20 protein-coding genes and 1 pseudogene are annotated in these 16,731 nt (G+C 63.9%); 10 read left to right on the top strand and 11 right to left on the bottom strand.

Going from position 1 to position 16,731, the window contains the following annotated elements; translation table 11 throughout:
- From AC1DY7_RS07665 to AC1DY7_RS07635, 7 genes are all read left to right on the top strand, one after another.
- Nucleotides 1-1,557, top strand: coding sequence for a DUF4185 domain-containing protein (locus AC1DY7_RS07665; protein ID WP_477493046.1), 1,557 nt, complete (start codon nucleotides 1-3; stop codon nucleotides 1,555-1,557).
- A 59-nt stretch (nucleotides 1,558-1,616) separates the two neighbouring features.
- Complete coding sequence (locus AC1DY7_RS07660; RefSeq protein WP_477493045.1) at nucleotides 1,617-2,135, top strand: hypothetical protein; 519 nt, start codon at nucleotides 1,617-1,619, stop codon at nucleotides 2,133-2,135.
- Between the two features lie 8 nt (nucleotides 2,136-2,143).
- Nucleotides 2,144-2,659 (top strand): hypothetical protein, encoded by a 516-nt coding sequence (locus AC1DY7_RS07655; protein WP_477493044.1) that lies wholly within the window; start codon nucleotides 2,144-2,146, stop codon nucleotides 2,657-2,659.
- Nucleotides 2,632-3,186 carry a hypothetical protein gene (locus AC1DY7_RS07650; protein WP_477493043.1) on the top strand — a complete coding sequence of 185 codons (555 nt, stop codon included), beginning with the start codon at nucleotides 2,632-2,634 and terminating at the stop codon, nucleotides 3,184-3,186. The genes AC1DY7_RS07655 and AC1DY7_RS07650 overlap by 28 nt, the downstream gene beginning before the upstream one ends.
- Nucleotides 3,187-3,217: 31 nt before the next feature.
- Nucleotides 3,218-3,706, top strand: a complete 489-nt coding sequence (locus tag AC1DY7_RS07645; RefSeq protein ID WP_477493042.1) for a hypothetical protein — start codon at nucleotides 3,218-3,220, stop codon at nucleotides 3,704-3,706.
- A gap of 4 nt (nucleotides 3,707-3,710) precedes the next feature.
- Nucleotides 3,711-4,229, top strand: coding sequence for a hypothetical protein (locus AC1DY7_RS07640; protein ID WP_477493041.1), 519 nt, complete (start codon nucleotides 3,711-3,713; stop codon nucleotides 4,227-4,229).
- 103 nt (nucleotides 4,230-4,332) lie between these two features.
- Nucleotides 4,333-5,286 (top strand): DMT family transporter, encoded by a 954-nt coding sequence (locus tag AC1DY7_RS07635; RefSeq protein WP_477493040.1) that lies wholly within the window; start codon nucleotides 4,333-4,335, stop codon nucleotides 5,284-5,286.
- A 3-nt stretch (nucleotides 5,287-5,289) separates the two neighbouring features.
- Here the strand turns inward: AC1DY7_RS07635 and AC1DY7_RS07630 are convergent, their stop codons facing one another.
- From AC1DY7_RS07630 to AC1DY7_RS07620, 3 genes are all read right to left on the bottom strand, one after another.
- A complete protein-coding gene (locus AC1DY7_RS07630) occupies nucleotides 5,290-6,339 on the bottom strand; it encodes a DUF7159 family protein (protein WP_477493039.1) in 1,050 nt (349 codons plus the stop codon).
- A gap of 76 nt (nucleotides 6,340-6,415) precedes the next feature.
- Nucleotides 6,416-6,814 (bottom strand): TA system VapC family ribonuclease toxin, encoded by a 399-nt coding sequence (locus tag AC1DY7_RS07625; protein ID WP_477493038.1) that lies wholly within the window; start codon nucleotides 6,812-6,814, stop codon nucleotides 6,416-6,418.
- Nucleotides 6,811-7,041, bottom strand: coding sequence for an antitoxin (locus AC1DY7_RS07620; RefSeq protein ID WP_477493236.1), 231 nt, complete (start codon nucleotides 7,039-7,041; stop codon nucleotides 6,811-6,813). Before AC1DY7_RS07620 ends, AC1DY7_RS07625 begins: the two co-directional genes overlap by 4 nt.
- 208 nt (nucleotides 7,042-7,249) lie before the next feature.
- Here AC1DY7_RS07620 and AC1DY7_RS07615 point away from each other — a divergent pair, with 208 nt between their 5' ends.
- Nucleotides 7,250-9,700, top strand: coding sequence for an SEC-C metal-binding domain-containing protein (locus tag AC1DY7_RS07615; protein WP_477493235.1), 2,451 nt, complete (start codon nucleotides 7,250-7,252; stop codon nucleotides 9,698-9,700).
- A gap of 178 nt (nucleotides 9,701-9,878) precedes the next feature.
- On the opposite strand, the gene AC1DY7_RS07610 is transcribed toward AC1DY7_RS07615, so the two are convergent.
- Complete coding sequence (locus AC1DY7_RS07610; protein WP_477493037.1) at nucleotides 9,879-10,373, bottom strand: hypothetical protein; 495 nt, start codon at nucleotides 10,371-10,373, stop codon at nucleotides 9,879-9,881.
- Nucleotides 10,355-10,474 (bottom strand): DUF2510 domain-containing protein, encoded by a 120-nt coding sequence (locus tag AC1DY7_RS07605; RefSeq protein WP_477493036.1) that lies wholly within the window; start codon nucleotides 10,472-10,474, stop codon nucleotides 10,355-10,357. Before AC1DY7_RS07605 ends, AC1DY7_RS07610 begins: the two co-directional genes overlap by 19 nt.
- A 193-nt stretch (nucleotides 10,475-10,667) precedes the next feature.
- Here AC1DY7_RS07605 and AC1DY7_RS07600 point away from each other — a divergent pair, with 193 nt between their 5' ends.
- Nucleotides 10,668-11,732: an HNH endonuclease gene (locus AC1DY7_RS07600; protein WP_477493035.1), complete on the top strand. Its 1,065-nt coding sequence runs from the start codon at nucleotides 10,668-10,670 to the stop codon at nucleotides 11,730-11,732.
- Nucleotides 11,733-11,952: 220 nt separating this feature from the next.
- On the opposite strand, the gene hxsC is transcribed toward AC1DY7_RS07600, so the two are convergent.
- From hxsC to AC1DY7_RS07570, 6 genes and pseudogenes are all read right to left on the bottom strand, one after another.
- Nucleotides 11,953-13,113, bottom strand: a complete 1,161-nt coding sequence (gene hxsC, locus AC1DY7_RS07595) for a His-Xaa-Ser system radical SAM maturase HxsC (protein WP_477493034.1) — start codon at nucleotides 13,111-13,113, stop codon at nucleotides 11,953-11,955.
- Entirely contained in the window at nucleotides 13,110-14,615 is a 1,506-nt protein-coding gene (hxsB, locus tag AC1DY7_RS07590; RefSeq protein ID WP_477493234.1) for a His-Xaa-Ser system radical SAM maturase HxsB, read from the bottom strand. The genes hxsC and hxsB overlap by 4 nt, the downstream gene beginning before the upstream one ends.
- A complete protein-coding gene (locus AC1DY7_RS07585) occupies nucleotides 14,569-14,934 on the bottom strand; it encodes a hypothetical protein (protein WP_477493033.1) in 366 nt (121 codons plus the stop codon). Before AC1DY7_RS07585 ends, hxsB begins: the two co-directional genes overlap by 47 nt.
- A complete protein-coding gene (locus AC1DY7_RS07580; protein WP_477493247.1) occupies nucleotides 14,927-15,190 on the bottom strand; it encodes a hypothetical protein in 264 nt (87 codons plus the stop codon). The genes AC1DY7_RS07585 and AC1DY7_RS07580 overlap by 8 nt, the downstream gene beginning before the upstream one ends.
- A gap of 87 nt (nucleotides 15,191-15,277) precedes the next feature.
- A pseudogene (hxsA2, locus tag AC1DY7_RS07575) lies at nucleotides 15,278-15,559 on the bottom strand (His-Xaa-Ser repeat protein HxsA2); the annotation flags it as partial.
- A 628-nt stretch (nucleotides 15,560-16,187) separates the two neighbouring features.
- Nucleotides 16,188-16,451, bottom strand: coding sequence for a hypothetical protein (locus tag AC1DY7_RS07570; protein WP_477493032.1), 264 nt, complete (start codon nucleotides 16,449-16,451; stop codon nucleotides 16,188-16,190).
- On the opposite strand from AC1DY7_RS07570, the gene AC1DY7_RS07565 reads away from it, so the two are divergent.
- On the top strand, nucleotides 16,347-16,607 hold the full coding sequence (locus AC1DY7_RS07565) for a protein kinase domain-containing protein (RefSeq protein WP_477493233.1): 261 nt from the start codon (nucleotides 16,347-16,349) through the stop codon (nucleotides 16,605-16,607). The two genes, AC1DY7_RS07570 and AC1DY7_RS07565, sit on opposite strands and share 105 nt — an antisense overlap.
- The last annotated feature ends 124 nt before the right edge of the window (nucleotides 16,608-16,731 follow it).

Here is a 16,731-nt window from a genome sequence, read left to right as displayed (position 1 = left end):
GTGGCGCTCACCCTGCAGGAGCTGTTGAATTGGCCTCCCGAGATCGGTGATCTGGGCAAGGCCGCGCACGATGTGGCGACCAATCACGCGGATTCCGCCGATTTTCTGCGGTCGGCCATGCAGGCCGCGGACTGGGACGGCGAATCGGGCGATACCGCGCGTCAGGCGGTGTTCTCGACCGCCGGTGACCACGACAAACAGGCCGAGCGGATCAAGGCGGCCGCGACGCTGATCGACACCGCGCATCAGGAAGCCGAGACGCTGGCCAACAAGGTCAAGGACATCCTCAATTACGCGGCCGAAGCGCCGGCGGTGAAGGTGGACCCGGCGACGAATGCTGTCAGCCCGCCGGACAGTTACAGCTACATGGACGCCGAGACGCAGCAGGCTGTGGCTCAGAAGATGGCAGAGGTCGAAGCCCAAGTTGCCAACGCGATCATCGAGGGCGACCGGATCGACGACGAGCTTGCCAAGGCGATTGCTAAAGCCTCGGGGTTGCCGGAGCCGGCGCCTACCGCAACCTCGTTGGAGGACCTCATGCTGGGGCCGCCCGGCGGTCCATTGGGGCGTGGCGAGGCTCGCAATCATGGGCCGGTCGCCGGGACCGGTAGCGACCCCGGCATTCCAGGCATCGGCGCCGCGGACCTCGGCGAGGTCGTCACCTTGCCCGACGGGAAGCACGTCGCGATCTTCGGCGACGCCTTCGAGGGCGATCACGTCGGCGCAGATCCGCACTACCGATCAGTGGCTGTCCCGGTGGCGTTCGACTCCGAAGGCCATCCGCATTACGGACCGCCGTTGACCGGCCCGAAGGGCAGTCCGAACGAGCTGTTCGCGATCCCGGGCTACGCCTTGGGAGCTGATGACACGCTGCCGGGCGGAACGGTCAAGGTGGGCAATGACACCTACATGATGGTCGTCGGCACCAAGAACAATCTCGAACCGACGGGTTCCTGGCTGGTCAAGATGAACGGCGACTTCTCGAAGCCGCTGCAACCGGTGCCGGGATCGTGGGCGCCGGCGTCGGGAGAGGGCGCCAGACCGACCCAGATCAGCGGTTTCCAGAGCAGTCAGGACGGAAAGATCTACATCGCTGCGGACCAGTTCGATCGCAGTTCAGGCGTCTCCATGTATCAAGTCGACCCGAGCCAGGGCGGGGACATAACGAAGCGAGACACCTGGCAGCCATGGACCGGTCACGGATTCGGCAACCCGACCGATGCGCCTGAGATGCTGACCGATCGCGGCGTCAATTTCGGCGAACTGAGCTTCCAGCAGGTAGACGGCAAGCCGGTGCTGTCTGGATTCAACGGATCCACGGGAAATGTCGAGGTCCGAGTTGCCAACGATCCGACCCAGATCATGCAGGGGGTTCCAACCACTGTCGTCGATTCGCGCAACGTTCCCCAGCCGTACGGCGGCTTCATCATGCCGGGTTCGACCCTGGACAAGATGAATATTCTCGCAAGTCAATGGAACAGTGACCCACGAGTTCCGAATCCAGGTTCGATCTACAACTCGCAACAAATCACTGTCAATGCCAATCGCCCGCCGTAACAGGGAGGGCATCGTTGACGACAAAGCTTTCGGATAGCGACTAACGGAGGAACAGCGTGATGCCAACTCAGTGGGCGCGACTGGCGTTGGGTGCAGCAAGTCTGTTGGCTCTGGTGCACCAGCCAGCGGCGCATGCCGACACACCAAACTTTCCCGACCTGAGCGGCTACACACCGGTCGACGCTCAGGACTATTCGATCGCCTTCGACAATCCCGGCAGGCAGCCAACCAAAACGGATTACTTCCTCACCCCCGGCGGGGTTGTGTGCGTCATCGATGACGGCGGCGCGGCGTGTTTCGGAAACAATCTCCCTAGCGTCCCGGCGCTGGCGAACCCGGAGTCGAGGGTGAGCTACATGGACACCCAAAAAGGCCTGTACCAGTCATCGAATCCCGGGTATGTAGATGGAAACTCGATCCACGGGCAACAGGTTCGCACTCTGCCCTCGTCCCATTCGATCACGGTCGACGGGGTTGTCTGCGGTGTGAGTAATTCAGGAGCGACGGCGTGTAAGGACCCACAGGGGCGTGGGTTCGTTCTGTCTTCGGAAGGCTCGGGCTGGTTGCCGAAGGTTTAGGTGTTGGCATGCGCTGGGTGCCAGCTGTCGCCGCCGCAGTGAGCCTCGGAACGGCAATCCATCTCCCGAATGCGCAAGCCGACATTCCTGCCTTTCCAGATCTCAGCGGCTACACACCCGTGAACGTGCAGGACTACGCCATCGCGCTACCGAACCCCGGTCGAACACCGATCGAGGATGTCGCCTTCGTGACGCCGGAAGGAGTTCAGTGCAGCTTTCTTCCTGGCGTGGGCGGCACGCAGGGCAGCGCTGGGTGCACTAGCGACCACTTTCCTGGTGCCGTCACCGATGGGCCCTATGCATATATCGACACCATCTCAGGGATCCAGACCGCGGGCTCAACTCCATACGCCGATGGTTCGGTCCAGGGGCACAAGATCTCGGTACTGCCTCCATTTCACTCGATTTCCGTTGAAGGCATGATTTGTGGTGTCGACGACAACGGCACGACGGCGTGCAAGGATCCGCAAGGACGCGGCTTCATTCTCTCGTCGTCGTGGTCGGGGTGGTTGCCGAAGATATGACTCGTAACGCAACGCGGAGAGCGACGATCGTCTCTATCGCGATGACCTTGTTCTCGGCGGTCGATCCATCCCTGGCTTCGGCGGATACACCCAACTTTCCGGACCTCGACAGCTACACGCCGGTCGACATCGCCGACTATCGAATCGACACCACGACGCCGGGCCATCCGAGTTCGGGAACATACTTCGTCACTCCAGACGGAGTGGTATGCAATTTCACGTCGCTACAGGCTCAATGCCGCGGCAACAACTTCCCATCTGTTCCGCCAGCAGTGTCGGACCCCGCACGAAATCTCAATCGGATCAATTGGATTGGCACAGTCACCGGCCTGAAGCAGACGAACGAAGGGCCTGTGGGTACCACTGTGCACGACCAACTATTGAAGACCCTCCCACCCCTGCACTCGATTTCGGTCTCCGGCGCGATCTGCGGTGTCGATGACGCCGGCATAACTGCATGTAAGGACGCGCAGGGCCGCGGCTTCATCCTCTCGCAGGCATGGTCCGGCTGGCTGCCAGATGTGTAGCGACCTAACGACGCGCGGGGCGGTGGCTGTGATGGCGGCCGCGACCGCACTCTCGTGGAGCTATTGCTCCTCAGCTTCGGCGGACACACCACGCTTTCCAAACATCGACAGTTACTCCCCAGTCGACATCGCGGACTACAACCGGCCGATCACCACACCCGGACGTGACCCGTTCGATGCGTACTACTTCGTCACGCCGGACGGTGTCACCTGCAACTTCCTATCAGGTCAGGCCCAATGCCTGGGCAACAACTTTCCCGGCGTTGCATCAGCCGAACCAAGCGAAACCCCCGGAGTGCAGACCGAGAACTGGATCGGAACAGCAACAGGACTCAAACAAACAAGCTCGCGCATTCACGCGCCAAGACTGCCTTTCATGGCACTTCCTCCGTTTCACTCCATCACAGTTGACGGCGTCATCTGCGGCGTCGACGACAAAGCGACCACAGCGTGCAAGGACGCGCAGGGCCGCGGCTTCATCCTCTCGCCGGCATGGTCCGACTGGTTGCCGAAGGTATAGGACGATGCACTTCTGGCGTTTACTCGCGATCACTGCGGTCTGTTCGGCCGTCGCACACGCAGCAGAAGCACGCGCCGACACACCCACATTCCCCGACCTCAGCGGCTACACGCCGGTCAACTTCGCCGACTACGCCATCGACACGTCGACGCCAGGGTTCACCACCAGCACCATTGCGTTTCTGACACCGGACGGCATTTCGTGTGACTTCATGATCGAGCAGGCACAGTGCACCGGCAACAATTTTCCGAATGTGCCGCGGGTCAAGACGGATCCCGCCCGCGGGCTCAATGGCGCCAATTGGATTGGCACACTGACGAAATTGAAGAAGACGGGCAATCCGGTCGCGCCAAACGGCATGCTTCGAGGTCAGCCTCTCAAGCCACTCCCGCCGTTTCACTCCATCACCTTCAACGGCATGACCTGCGGCGTGGACAACGCTCGCACCACCGCCTGCAAGGACGGCGAGGGCCGCGGCTTCATCCTGTCCCCGACGTGGAGCGGCTGGCTTCCCAAAGTCTGACTCCCGGCAGCGCGCCTCCGGCCGGGCAGTAGTCTTTGCGCACGCAAGATCAGCCCGGACAACGATGTCGGCTCGATGCGGCACGTGCAATGGGAAGGCAGCGGTGGCTGACGATCTTGAGCGCTCGGCTCGGCGAGGCTGGGCCGCCGGTGCGGCGTCGGCGCTCGCGTACGGCTCGATGGCGGTGGCCGCCGTGTTCGCTTACGACGACGGCACCGGTCCCGCGGTGCTGCTCACACTGCGCGGCGTCCTCGGTACCGTCGTCATCGCGGCGCTGTGGCTGCTGAGCGGCCGCGCCCGGCGACTTCCCTGGCGGCCGGTGCTGTGCCTGCTCCTCCTGTGCGGGCCGCTGTTCGGCGCCCAGGTTCTCGCGTTCTTCATGGCCGTCGAACGCGGCGGTGCACAGATCCCGGTGATCGTCGTGAACGTCTGCCCACTCATGGTGATCGGGTTGGTCTGGTTGCGTGATCGGGGCCCGCTGCCCAAGGTGTTGATCGCGTTGGCCTGCGTCACCATCGCCGGTCTGGTCATGGTCGGCGGCGCGGGATCGGGCGCGGTATCCCTTGCCGCCGTTGGCCTGACGCTGTTCAGCGCGGCGGGCTATGCCGGGTATCTGGTCCTGAGTGAACGGTGGGTGCCGCAGGTGGGCACGGTCGCCGCCTCCGGTTTGGTGACGACGGGTTCGACTGTGACCACCGCAGTCGTCGCTGTTGCGTCCGGCGATCACTTCGCCGTGCCGGCAAGCGTCTGGACGGTAGCCGCGATCCAAGGGGTGGTGCTGATGACCATCGGCATGGGCGGTGCGCTCTATGCGGTCCGCACCTTGGGTTCGGTGCCGTTGAGTTTGCTCGGCGCCCTCGAACCCGTGATCGGGATTGCCCTGGCGGCAATGCTTTTGGGTGAGCGACTGGCGCCGAGTCAGTGGATGGGCGTCGCGGTCATCCTGCTTGCCTGCGGCGCCGTGCCGTTTGTCGCAGGCCGCAACGAGCCGAGCGCCGCGGCGCAGCATCCATTGAACGGGCTCGGAGCCGGCGAGTCGCCGCTCCCGGAGACCTGAGGTCTAGCGGAACCGGCCGATGATCGGGATCTTGTCCAGGATCCGGTCACGCAGCCTCGGCGGCTCCGGCGGAGCGACCGGCGGCGGGATGTAGGCCGGCGGCAGGGGTGCCACGTTGGCCGGCGCGGCAGGTTCGGGAGCCGGCGGCGGCGCGGCGGGTGCAGGTGCGGGAGCCAGCGGAGCGGGAGCGTTCATCAAGGCGAACGGTTTGCGCGCCATGGCCCGGACGGCCTCGCTGCTCGGCGCCGGTGGCGCCGGCTTGGCGATGGGTGCCGCCGCGGCGACCGGTTCGGGGACTCGCTCGCTGCGTTCGGGCAGGCCTTGCGACCCGAGGACCACCGATACCGAGACGACGAACGCAACGCTGGCGACGCTCAACGCCGAGGCCAGCAGCTGCACCCGGGAGAACCTTGGCTCGGACGGTTCCGTGACGGGCAGGCTGGCAGCGAACGCCGAAGCCAACGCCGCTCCGCGGGTCATCGCGAAATCCGCTTCGGTGGCGGTGACGACCGGGCGGTCGGTTTCCTCCTGCAGGGCGGCGACCAGTTCCTCGGAATCCTCGGAACCCAGCACGAATACCGCGTCGGGGCTGGGTCGCGCACTGCGCACGACCGCGCACACCCGGTCGATCAGGGTGGCAGCATCGACCCGGTCGATCTGCTCGACTCCCACGTGAAAGCCGTCGACCGTCGCCACCACGGCGGCATCGGGCTCGACGATGCACACGACGAGGAAGTCGTGTCCTGTCATCTGGGCGATACCGCGGGCCAGCGCTTCGGTGGCCTCGACCTCGCGGACGGCCACCACGGCCGCTCCCCCGCGGTACACGTCGAGTGCTTCGCGCACCTTGATCGCTGCCGACTCGGCGTCCGGCGTCCACGTCAGCCCGACGGCGTGTATCTCCTCACCGGCGGGCAGCGTGGCCAGGTATTGCTCGACGTCAGCGGGCTCAAGCACCGTGCGGTCCAGGTGGTCTCCCTGTCCGGTGGCGCCGTCAACCAGCTCTCCGCGAATATCCCTCGTCGTCACTGATAGGCCCAGTACGAGGCTCATGGACTTCCCCCTGATCCATCGACTCTTCGGTCGAGGTTACCCATTTGTGATCCCGCGCTAAGCACAGCCATGCAGATCAGGGGTGTTCGATGAGCACCGCGACGTCGTGGTGAAGTCCCGCCAGGCCGGTGTCGAAGGTAGCTATGAGTCCGTGGTGGCTCCGCGTCAACTGGGCAAGGTAAGCGTCAGTGACCTGCCGATGACCGATCACCCCGGCCGTCCGCACATCTGCGAAAGAGATACTGTCAGGCCAGAATTCGTGGCGGTCGGCGTTCGCGACCGCCTGGATGACCCCAGATGCTGTGTGCGCAGACTGTCCCGCACGCAGCAGGAAACGCATGAGGCTGCCTTGTGTTATGGGGCAAGTGGCAAAGCCCTCATTCGACGATGAAAACCACTCAGCGGCCGCATCATGATGCACGTGATCCTCGATCAGCACGGCAATCAGGACGTTGGCGTCGAGTAGCACGCTCATTCGTCATCTTCCAAAGAGCGCACGTCCTCCGACGTCACCACTCGACCGAGTGTGATGGAGGGCAATCCTGTGCGGTGGTTCATCGAGATCGCTGCGGGCTCACCCGACGGCCCGAGTCCGCGGCGCATCAGTTCGGCAACAGTCTCACTGAGTGTGCGTTTGGTGTCGCGCGCGATCGCTTGAGCCTGTTTGTGCAGGTCGTCCGGCAGATCAATCGTTGTGCGCATGGAAGAAAGCATAGCAGTGCATCATCTGCGCATCATGATGATCTGATGCAGCGCGACGGTTTGATTGCGGCGCGAGTTGGAGGAACCACCGCGGTCACATCAGAAGAGCCAAGCTCGGGAATGCCCGTCGGAGAGGGTGCTGCCGCCGGCGATATCAGTGTGTCGATGACGCACATCTCGGCAGTACGGTAAGCAGGTGGCCGATCCGATGGACGTGTTGTCGACGATGCTCGCCCAGTCCGGACCGCTGCCCGAGGATCAGATAGCCGAACGCCTGCGAGCCGGCGGTGTGCCGGACGCCAAGGACGTCATCGACACTGCGTTGCACCAGATGGACTGTCCGGCAGGGCAATTGCCGGACGAGCGGTGGATCTGGGTACCGTCCGTTGTAACCGGCCGAATCTTCACACACCGGCTCACCGCCGAGGAGATCATCCACGACGCCGTCACGGTGTCGCCGGATCTGGCTCCGCTGAGCATTCTGTGCGAGCACGCACCGCACGATCACTTCGCCGACGGAACTCCGGCGATCATCGCGATGCTGGAGTTCGAGGACGAGCTGCTCGAAGCGCGGGGCATTCCTGATGAGGTGGTCCCCGAGGGCGGCGTGCTGGTGTTGTCACCGACAACTCTGCGCACGTTGGGCGTGGTGGCCGGTGACCTTATCGGAATCCGGATTGGTCCCGACGGGCTTGCCGTCGAGCGTGTCGATGCCACCGTCGATCCCGCTGTGGGGTCACTGCTGTCATCGGTGTTGAGCGTCGAGGGATCGACGTTCATCGATGGCGCTGTGTGGGCTCTCTGCCTGCAGGATGACGCCATGTTCATCGCGCCGACAGCTCCGCTGGCCGAGATCATCGCCGACTCCGGGCTGGCTCACCAAGGCGAACTCCTGGCACCGGCCGGCTTCAATTTCGACAGGCACCGTTTCGAGTTGCAGTGCGACTTCTTCGCCGAGCGTCACGACATCGACGTCGACCGCGCCGCCGCCGTGTTGGGGCTCGTCTCCGTGGCCAGACAGATGGAGACGCTGCTGCAAAACGAGGAGTTGGAAGGCTCCCCCGACGACGATCTCGGACTGGTCGAACTCGGCGCCGTAGTGGCCGATCCTTACCTGGCTGAGCTCCTGGTGGAGGAAGCCCTCGTCTATCGGTGCATGGAACCGGCAGCACTGGGGATGCTCGCCGACACGTTAGCCCCGCTGGTCCCGCACCCCGCTCGGGTGGGCTGTCAATGGCTGCGTGCGGTGGCGCTTGAGCGAGCGGGCGCCGTCCAGGATGCCGAGCGCGAATACCTGACGGCCGAGTCGATGGACGTCGATTGGCAGCCCACTCTGCTGGACCTGGCGCGCTTCGCCTCCGACCGCGGTGACGCCGAACGTGGCGTGGCGCTACTACGCCGCGCCGATGCGTTGCCGGAGCACCCATTGCTCACACTGCTACAGGAATTCCTGCCGCAGCAGCGACCCGATATCGGGCGCAATGAGCCGTGTTGGTGTGGCTCCGGACGCAAATACAAGAAATGCCACTTGGGTAACGAGCAACTCCCCCTCGACACCCGGGCGGGATGGCTGTATCTCAAAGCAACCCAACATGTTCTGCTCACCGATTGGAGTGATCTGCTCGACGAGGTGACCTTCGAACGCCTTCGATACGACGACGATCCAGAGGCGGAAGGCGATCCGCTGATGATGGATGCGGTGTTGTTCGAAGGTGGCGCCTTCGGGGACTTCCTGGACCGCCGGGGGTACCTGCTGCCCGACGATGAGCGTCTGCTGGCGCAGCAGTGGATGTTGGTGCAGCGGTCGATTTTCGAAGTCGAGGAGGCAAAGCCCGGCGACGGATTGACGTTGCGGGACATCCGAACCGGCGACATCGTTACCGTCCACGACCGCGTCGCAAGCCGGCAACTCAAACCCGGACACCTGGTGTGCACCCGCCTATACCCCGCCGGTGATCAGATGCGATTCCTGGGTGGTCTGGAGCCGGTGCGGCTGCGCGATCGTGATGATCTGATCGAGCTGCTCGACGCCGAGCCGGACCCGGATGAGCTGGTGGCCTTTCTCAGCGGGAGGTTCGCGCCGCCGGTCCTCACCAACACCGAGGGGCACCTCATGGTGCTGTGCGAGGTCACCGTGAGGACCAGTGATCCGGTCCAGTTTTCCGCGGCTTTGGACGCCGCGTATGAACGGGCCGAGGCCAACCAGTGGCTCGAACCGGTGACAACCGATGGCGGCCAACGGATTCGGGCGTCTTACACGCTCGACGGCGAAGTGTTGAGGATCGAGACGAATAGCAACGAACGGATGGATGACGCGCTGGAGGCGCTGCGCCGGCTTGATCCCGCGATGGTCGTGGTGGACGAGAATCGAGTGCCAGCCAGCGATGCGCGGGCTCTCGCCGGACACACACCATCCGACCCCACTCTTGATCCCGAGGATCCCGAGATCGCAGCGGTACTCGATGACGTTGTGCGTACGTATGAAGCGAGTTGGCTCGAGCAGTCGATTCCTGCGCTCAACGGTGTGACACCACGCCAAGCCGCCGACGACCCGACCCGCCGCGGCGACCTGACCAAGCTGCTGGACTCCTTCCCCACTGGGGGTCCCGGCACGATGAATGTAGATCGGTTGCGGGCCGCACTGGGGTTGGAACGCTGAGGAAAGGTGCTCGGAACGCTGGCGGATCGGCCAAACAACGTCGAAAAAGGTTCGTTTAGTGACATGAAGGCCAAACAATGTCACTCAAGTGCTCATTGACTGACATCGTGCGCGAATCCATGTTCTTAAACGAACACTCCGGATCCCTCAGCGTCTTCGGGAGCGCACCGAGCCACGCCTACCTGACACCGAGCGCTCTGGTCGGCACCCGAGTAATCGTTCGACATCTTTGGCGAAGGTAGTGGTTCGACAACTTTCTGCACTTCAGACAGGCTCTCGCGCATACTGCCCGTGCACTCACCGCGGGCCGCAACTGCTCATGCCGCTGCTGCCCTTCGCGTTGCTGGGCCGCCTTCAGCGCCCAGAATCCGCCGCCGGCCAAGAGACCCAGCACCGCGAAAACGATAAGCAGCCAAGAATGTTGGCCGACAACGCCCAGGAGAACGAAGCCACCCATCACCACTCCCGCCACCAGCGGGCGACGGTTGGTGGTGCGCACGATCCCGCCCGAACCCGCGACGGCCACCGCGGAGGACGAGCCGCCGCTGAAGATGGCAGCGATGACCCAGATCGGCAGCCACAGCCCGCACGACAAGACCGTCAGCACCAGATGCAGTCCGTGGCTGGTTCCGCCGCCGTTGGATACCGCGACGGCTACAGCGGGTGCCGGCATGGCAGGGGGATTGGTGTGAAGTGCCGAGTCCAGCGCCGGCTGTCGTGGTAGCGCTGGCCGGGTTGGCCAGTCGGGTCCGGATACCAGCCGGGAGTAGTCATCGGGATGTCCCTTCGTCGTCTTCTGCGCTCAGGCGAGCCGGCCAGAATGACAGGAGCCACCGACAAGTTCAATGGGCCCGCCGATTCGGCGGTACTCCGCTCCGAAAGCCTGGGCGACCGGGCGAGCAGCGCAGGTCACCAGTATGCGGCGGTTCGCAAACAGACGACCGAGGGATGGTGGTAACAAGAGCACATGGTGGAGCCGGCCGATCCCCTGCTGTTAGGGCAGCGGGTGGTCGCGATTCTGGAAACAGGCGTGCGAGTGGCCACGTACAAGTTGGCCACCTTTATGGCACTTATAGATCACTGCATCGAGAATCTCCCGGACGACCCAGTAGCCTTGCTGACGGTGCCGATCCCTGATCTCGCGCAGCGGGTGCTGGAGCTGTACTGGCGACAGGTCCGCCCATTCGAAGGCCAAGAGTTGCGTCAGTCGACGGGTGAACGCGCCAGAATTCCTCGCGCTGTCAACGCTTTACGAGCTGCTTCACGGGCTTCGTCGCTGAGTGTCGCCATGACGACCTCGCCTTCCGCCCACCGTGAGGCTGTCGACGAAATCGGCCTCTGCCCGGCGCAGCAGCCGCTGTATCGTCTGCAGCGACTGCCCGGCAGCGACGTCAGTGATCGGTTCCTGTACGACGACGCATTCCTCCATTCCAACGTGTCGCGCGGAACGCTGCGCGCACACGGAGACGCGGTGGTGCTGTTGCCGGGTGTGGCGATGGGCTTGGCTCGCCTGGCAGGTCTACTCAAGCCGGCTCTGGAGATCATGTGGGTCGACGATGTGCGGCGGATGAACAAGTTCCTCGAAGCCGGCGTCCCCGATATCGCCGGGCACCTGTTCGGCCGGGACCGCGCCGCGCTCGCCGCGGTGCGCGGGCCGTTCCGGAAAGCGTTCACCCCGACGTGCTTCTACTGCAGTGCGGCGTTGCCCGCCAACAACCCGATCGATCACGTATTGCCATGGTCACTGGTCGGCATCGACGGCCTCGCCAATCTGGTGCTGGCGTGTGTGCGCTGCAACACCGACAAGCGCAACGCACTGCCGGCGCCGGACATCATAGAACGGGTACTGGGCCGCGACCGCAAGATTCTGGAGCAAATCGCCGACGAAATCCGTTGGCCCACCGAATACAACCGTGTGGCCGCCGCGGCGCGGGGCATCTATCGAGGGCAGCCGCCAGGCGTCGCGACGTGGTCGGGATACAAGGCGAGCGTGCGCCTCGACGTCGGATACGCGCCGGGATGGACGAGCTGATTGTGGGTCAGCCGTAACAATCCAGGGAGACTGCGTGAGAAAGGCGCTTCTCGTGCCGATCGACTTGTCGGTGGCCCGCCCTCATGCTGGTCGGGTTGCACGAGATTCCATGTCGAGCAGACAGGAATAGTCATGACTGTGCGGATCGCCACCCTGAATATCCACCACGGCGAGAGCAAGGCTGCCGACGCGCTAGGCGCCCGGCTCGTCGAATACGACACTATATGGCGGCAATCCCGCGGCTGAATTTCGGGCGTCCGGTGGCGAAGAATCCCGCGCACCTGTCGCGTGCCGTGCAGCCGTCGCATTCCGACACGTAGGCGTTTTTCCAGTCCGAGATCGATTGCACCGCGTACGGTCGCACTCGGGGTTCGAGGACGCAGTGCGGCAGGTTGTACACCGACACATTGACTCCGGCGGTCGAGAGCACATCGACGCCGGCGGCGAGTTGCTCTTGATAGTCGAGCGGATCGATCCACAGTTTGTCGTCGTTGGCGATCGCGAAGCCGGTGTTCTCCAATCCCATCAGGGCCACGTGGTCGACGAACGGGAGGTTGCGCGCGATCCACGTGCACGTCTCACGCAGCCGGGGGGCGGTGATGGCGTGCAGGACAACGCGGATTTCGACGCGCTGCCCGCGATCTTTGAGGCGCAGCACTCCCAGGACGGTCTCGTCGAACGCACCGCGTGCCTGCACAACGTAGTCGTGGATGTGGTCCACGGCCGCGTAGATCGGGATCCCGGCCGACAGGTTGGGATGTTCGATGCCTGCCCAGGCGTGCGCGACGTCCGGTGTGGCGAAGGCGCGGCCGTTGGTCAGCACGTGCACGGCGGTGTCCGGCAACAGATCACGGGTGAGTTCGAGCAGTCCGAGGAAGCGTCGCCACTCGGTGAGCGGTTCACCGCCGGTGAACGTCAGAGCTGGTGTCGCCGGGTCGATGAGCGGGAGGGCTTGGGCGATCTCGTCGATCAGCCAGCCGTCGTCGACTTTTTTGGGTGGCTGGGAGCACATCAGGCAGTAATTGTTGCAGCGCTCGGTCACGAGGAAGAAGTTGTGCCGAGACTCCCGCCGGTAGAGCACCCGCACCCGACCCGACTGCGGGTAGATGCTCACCACATCACCATCGCCCAACTCGGCGAATCCCGCCGGTAATCGCAGATAGTTCAACGGCGAATGGTCGGGCCGCGTACCACGAGCTATAGCGATGGTGAAGCCGTGGGCCTGTGCAGCTGGCCAGTCACTGTCGTCGGCGATGAGGGCCGCGTCACGCACATCTGCGGGAGCCCTATCGGGGGTTCGCAGCCGCACGATCCGCCGCTCAGTCCCCAGCCCCGCCATGTCGACACTGGGTGAACGGCCGACCAGGACAAGCGGTTTCACGCCGCCCACCGCCGCAGGACAGCGGCATCCTCGGGCGAGTGTTCCAGCAGCTCGAAGAGGTGGGTGATGACACCTTTCTGCCGGGCGCAGAACTCGGAGAGCGGCTTGATGCCCAGGACGTCGTTTTGGGTGGCGTGGTGATAGACCGGTTCGGCGCCGCAGTTGGGCTCAAAGACACAGCCTGAGCATTGTGGTGCGGTCTGGGTCAACGAGTCCGCCACCGCGGATACCAAGGTGTCCGACAGCACCAGGTCGCGGTAGCGGTGATCGCGGACGTTACCCAGTTCGAAGGTGCGGTCACCCATTTCGGCGAGCATTCGGGCTTCATCGGAGGCGAAGACGGTGCCGTCGTAGTTGTAGACCAACGCGCCCAAACCGATCCCGGCCGGGCTTCTCAGATCGACGTACCCGATAGGTTCATCGCTGAGCATCCGGCGCAGCATGAGTGCTGCGTAGAACTCGGGAAAGTGACGACCGGACTTGTTGATGTCCAGGATGTAGCGCAGACCACGCTTCCAGAAGCTCAGCCACTCCTGCGCGTCGTACTTGTGGAACTGCCTCGTCTTGATCGCAAAACCATAGGGGGACAACGGCCGAAGGAAAATGCCGTCCAGATCGTGGCGAAGGTATTCATCGACGATATCCTCGACCCGATCCAAACTGGCCTGGGTGGTAGTCATGAGCGCACCGACCTTATCGCGGCCGAGACGTTTCTTGATGCGGGCGATGCCGGCCACCGCGAGTTCGTAGCTGTTTTGCCCGCGGCGCGGCCGGTTCGCGTTGTGCAGGTCACGCGGCCCGTCCAGTGAGGTGCTGAGCAGTACGTTGTGTTGCGCGCAGAAGTCGAGCACCGCGTCGTCAAGAAGCGCCAGATTGGTGGCGATCACGAACTGCAACTGCTTACCCAGCGGGGCGGCGCGCTGTTCGGCGGTGACGACGATCCACCGGATGAGGTCGAAGTTGAGCAGCGGTTCCCCGCCTTGGAACTCGATTTTGATCAGCGGCGCGGGGGCGGCTAGCGCGATATCCAATGCGTGGGAGGCGGTGTCGCGGTCCATGTCGTAACGCACGCGGTCTTTGCTCTGGCGCGAGACTTGGCAGTAGGGGCATGAGTGCTCGCAGCGCAGCGTGACGACGAAGATGTGCAACGGTGTGGCGGCGCGGAGGAAACTCAGGCGGCTGCGCAGCCGCAGCGCCAGCAGCTGCTGAGCGGCGTGCTGCCCGGTGGAACTGATGAACATCTTCTCGAACGCTCGCTCATAGAGGCCATCGCCTGGCGTGAGGTCCAGCGCGCAGAGCCGGTCCAGTTCGGCGGCTGTCATCTCGGCCATATCGCCGACCATATTTCCGACCAGGAAGTGATCGGTGTCGAGGCGTTCGAACCGGATCGGGAGCAATTGCAGCACCGATGGCGCGGGCGCGAACGTGTCTGCGGGAGCGAAGCCGGCCACTGCGTCAGTGTTCCTGGGCCAGCGACCCGAAGGCCAACGCGACGATGACATCACGGAGCCGATCGGTCTCCCCATGCACCTTCTCGCGAAGGTTCTCATCGGTCACCAAAGTGAGAAACTGCGAACGCAGTTCGGCACCATGGGACTGCTGGGACGGGGACAGCCGGCACACCCACCGACCATCTGCCTCGTCGATATGACAGGTGGCGGTCCCGATCAGTCGGTAGGCGGCCTCCTGCAACGCTCCCAGCGACTGGATTGCGGCGCTGAACTCGACGACGACTTCCTCACCCTCGACGGCATCCCGTTGTGGGACGGAGGTGCGTGGTCGCCGTGCCTGCAGTGCGGGTGCGGGGTGGATGTCAATCACCGTGGTAGGCGTCGCAGAAGTGGCCCCCACCGAGGACCGCGGTCAAGGCCTGGGTGGCGATATTGGTCGCCTCACCGACCGAGAGGCCATAACCCTGCAGCTCGGCTGAGATGTCGTTGACGCCATATCCGTTGCGGGCGCGGGTGCAGGCGATATAGGCGACGTCGACACCCTGGGCAGGCGCGGGTTCCGTTGTCGGCGTAGGGGATGCCGGTGGCAACACCGCCGGTGCGACCGCCGCAGGTGGCACGTACACCGGCGGTACATATGGGGTTGGTACGTACGGGTTCGGTATGTACGGGCTCGGCGCATCGGGAAGGCCGAACCCGGGGCTCGACGAGGCATGCGAAGCATGGGAGGCGTGCGACGAATGCGAAGAGTGTGAACTGTGCTGCGGGAACATCATTCCCTCGCTGCTCTGATGCACAGTGAACGCCATCAACTCCGCATCACCGAGGAACCTCACCTCCGCCTCAGCCCGGATCGCGTCGGTGTCTGGCGACGCGATCCCCGCCGGCCCGGCATCTGCCGGTTCGTCGATGATCGGCTTTGCACCTGCCGGAACTGCTAGTGCCGCCAATGCGGTTGCCAGGCTCACTACCTTCGGCGCCTCACGCACGGACATCACCGAATGCACGCTGCGTACGCATGCAGGAGGGCACTCCTCCGACTGCCACCGTCATTGCTGTCCTCCGTCGCCGAGATGTCAAAACGCTGCGAGCCCGCTGCGGGAATTTATAACAGTACGGCGCAAACTTCACGTTATCTGGTTGCGAAATTCCGCATTCACCCGAACAGAGGACAGTCCGCAGAAGGGTTATCGTTTGCCGCCGATTGCACGGCTGCAGCCGCATCAGAATTTGCCCAGACCAGAAGCAAAGTATGCCGGTATTGCCCAGTAGCGCGCGCTGCCGCAGTCCGCACGCACACTTGTTGTTTCCAGTTCACGCTTCCAACCGAATAGCTGTCGTAGCTAGCAAACAACGTTGTGCATCTAATTTCGAGGCGGCACAGGAGTTCCCGCCGTGCTTCGGAGTTGTAGACTTCACCCCTCACGAGGACATTCAATGCCGGGTTGCGGCGGACGGCCGTACTGGAGTGAGTTTAGGATTCCGCCGTGCTCACCGAAGGCGATCTGTTCGCCGGCTACCGCATCGTGCGGCTGCTGGGCGCGGGCGGAATGGGCGAGCTCTAGCTCGCCGGGCATCCACGGCTGGCGAGACGCGGCGCAGTCAAGAGCCGGCCGGCCGCGTTCATCGACAACGCCGGCTTCGGCAAAACGCTTCCGCCGCGAAGCCGATTTCACCGCCGTTCTGTGGCATCTCCATATTGTTGGCGTCCACGACCGCGGCGAGTGCGACGGCCGGTTCTGGATTTCGATGGGCTTCGTCGCCGGTTCCGACGTCGCATGACTGCTGGCCGATCATCCACGCGGACTCCCCGCCGCCGACGTCGCCGACATCGGCGCGGCCATCGCCGACGCGCTGGATTTCGCGCACCAACGCGGCCTGCAGCACCGCGACGTGAAACCGGCCAACATCGTGCTCACCACCGGGGCCAGGCCGAGGCGAATCCTGATCGCGGACTTCGGCATCGGCCGCGAGATCGCAACCGCCGGCGGACGTACCGCGACCAACATGACGGTCGGTACTCTCGACTACGCCGCACCTTAATCCGAAGGGGCACAAAGCACTACACCCGACCGCTCGTCGCATTCTGTGTAACTGAGCCGGGTACATGTGTAGACCGAGCGAGTCGGCCTACTCCAATAAGGCAACGAGCCATGGCACACTCACG

This window comes from Mycobacterium sp. P2_H7 (assembly GCF_056403275.1).
The sequence above is the reverse complement of the archived record's forward strand: the minus strand, read 5'-3'. Positions and strand labels throughout refer to the sequence as shown.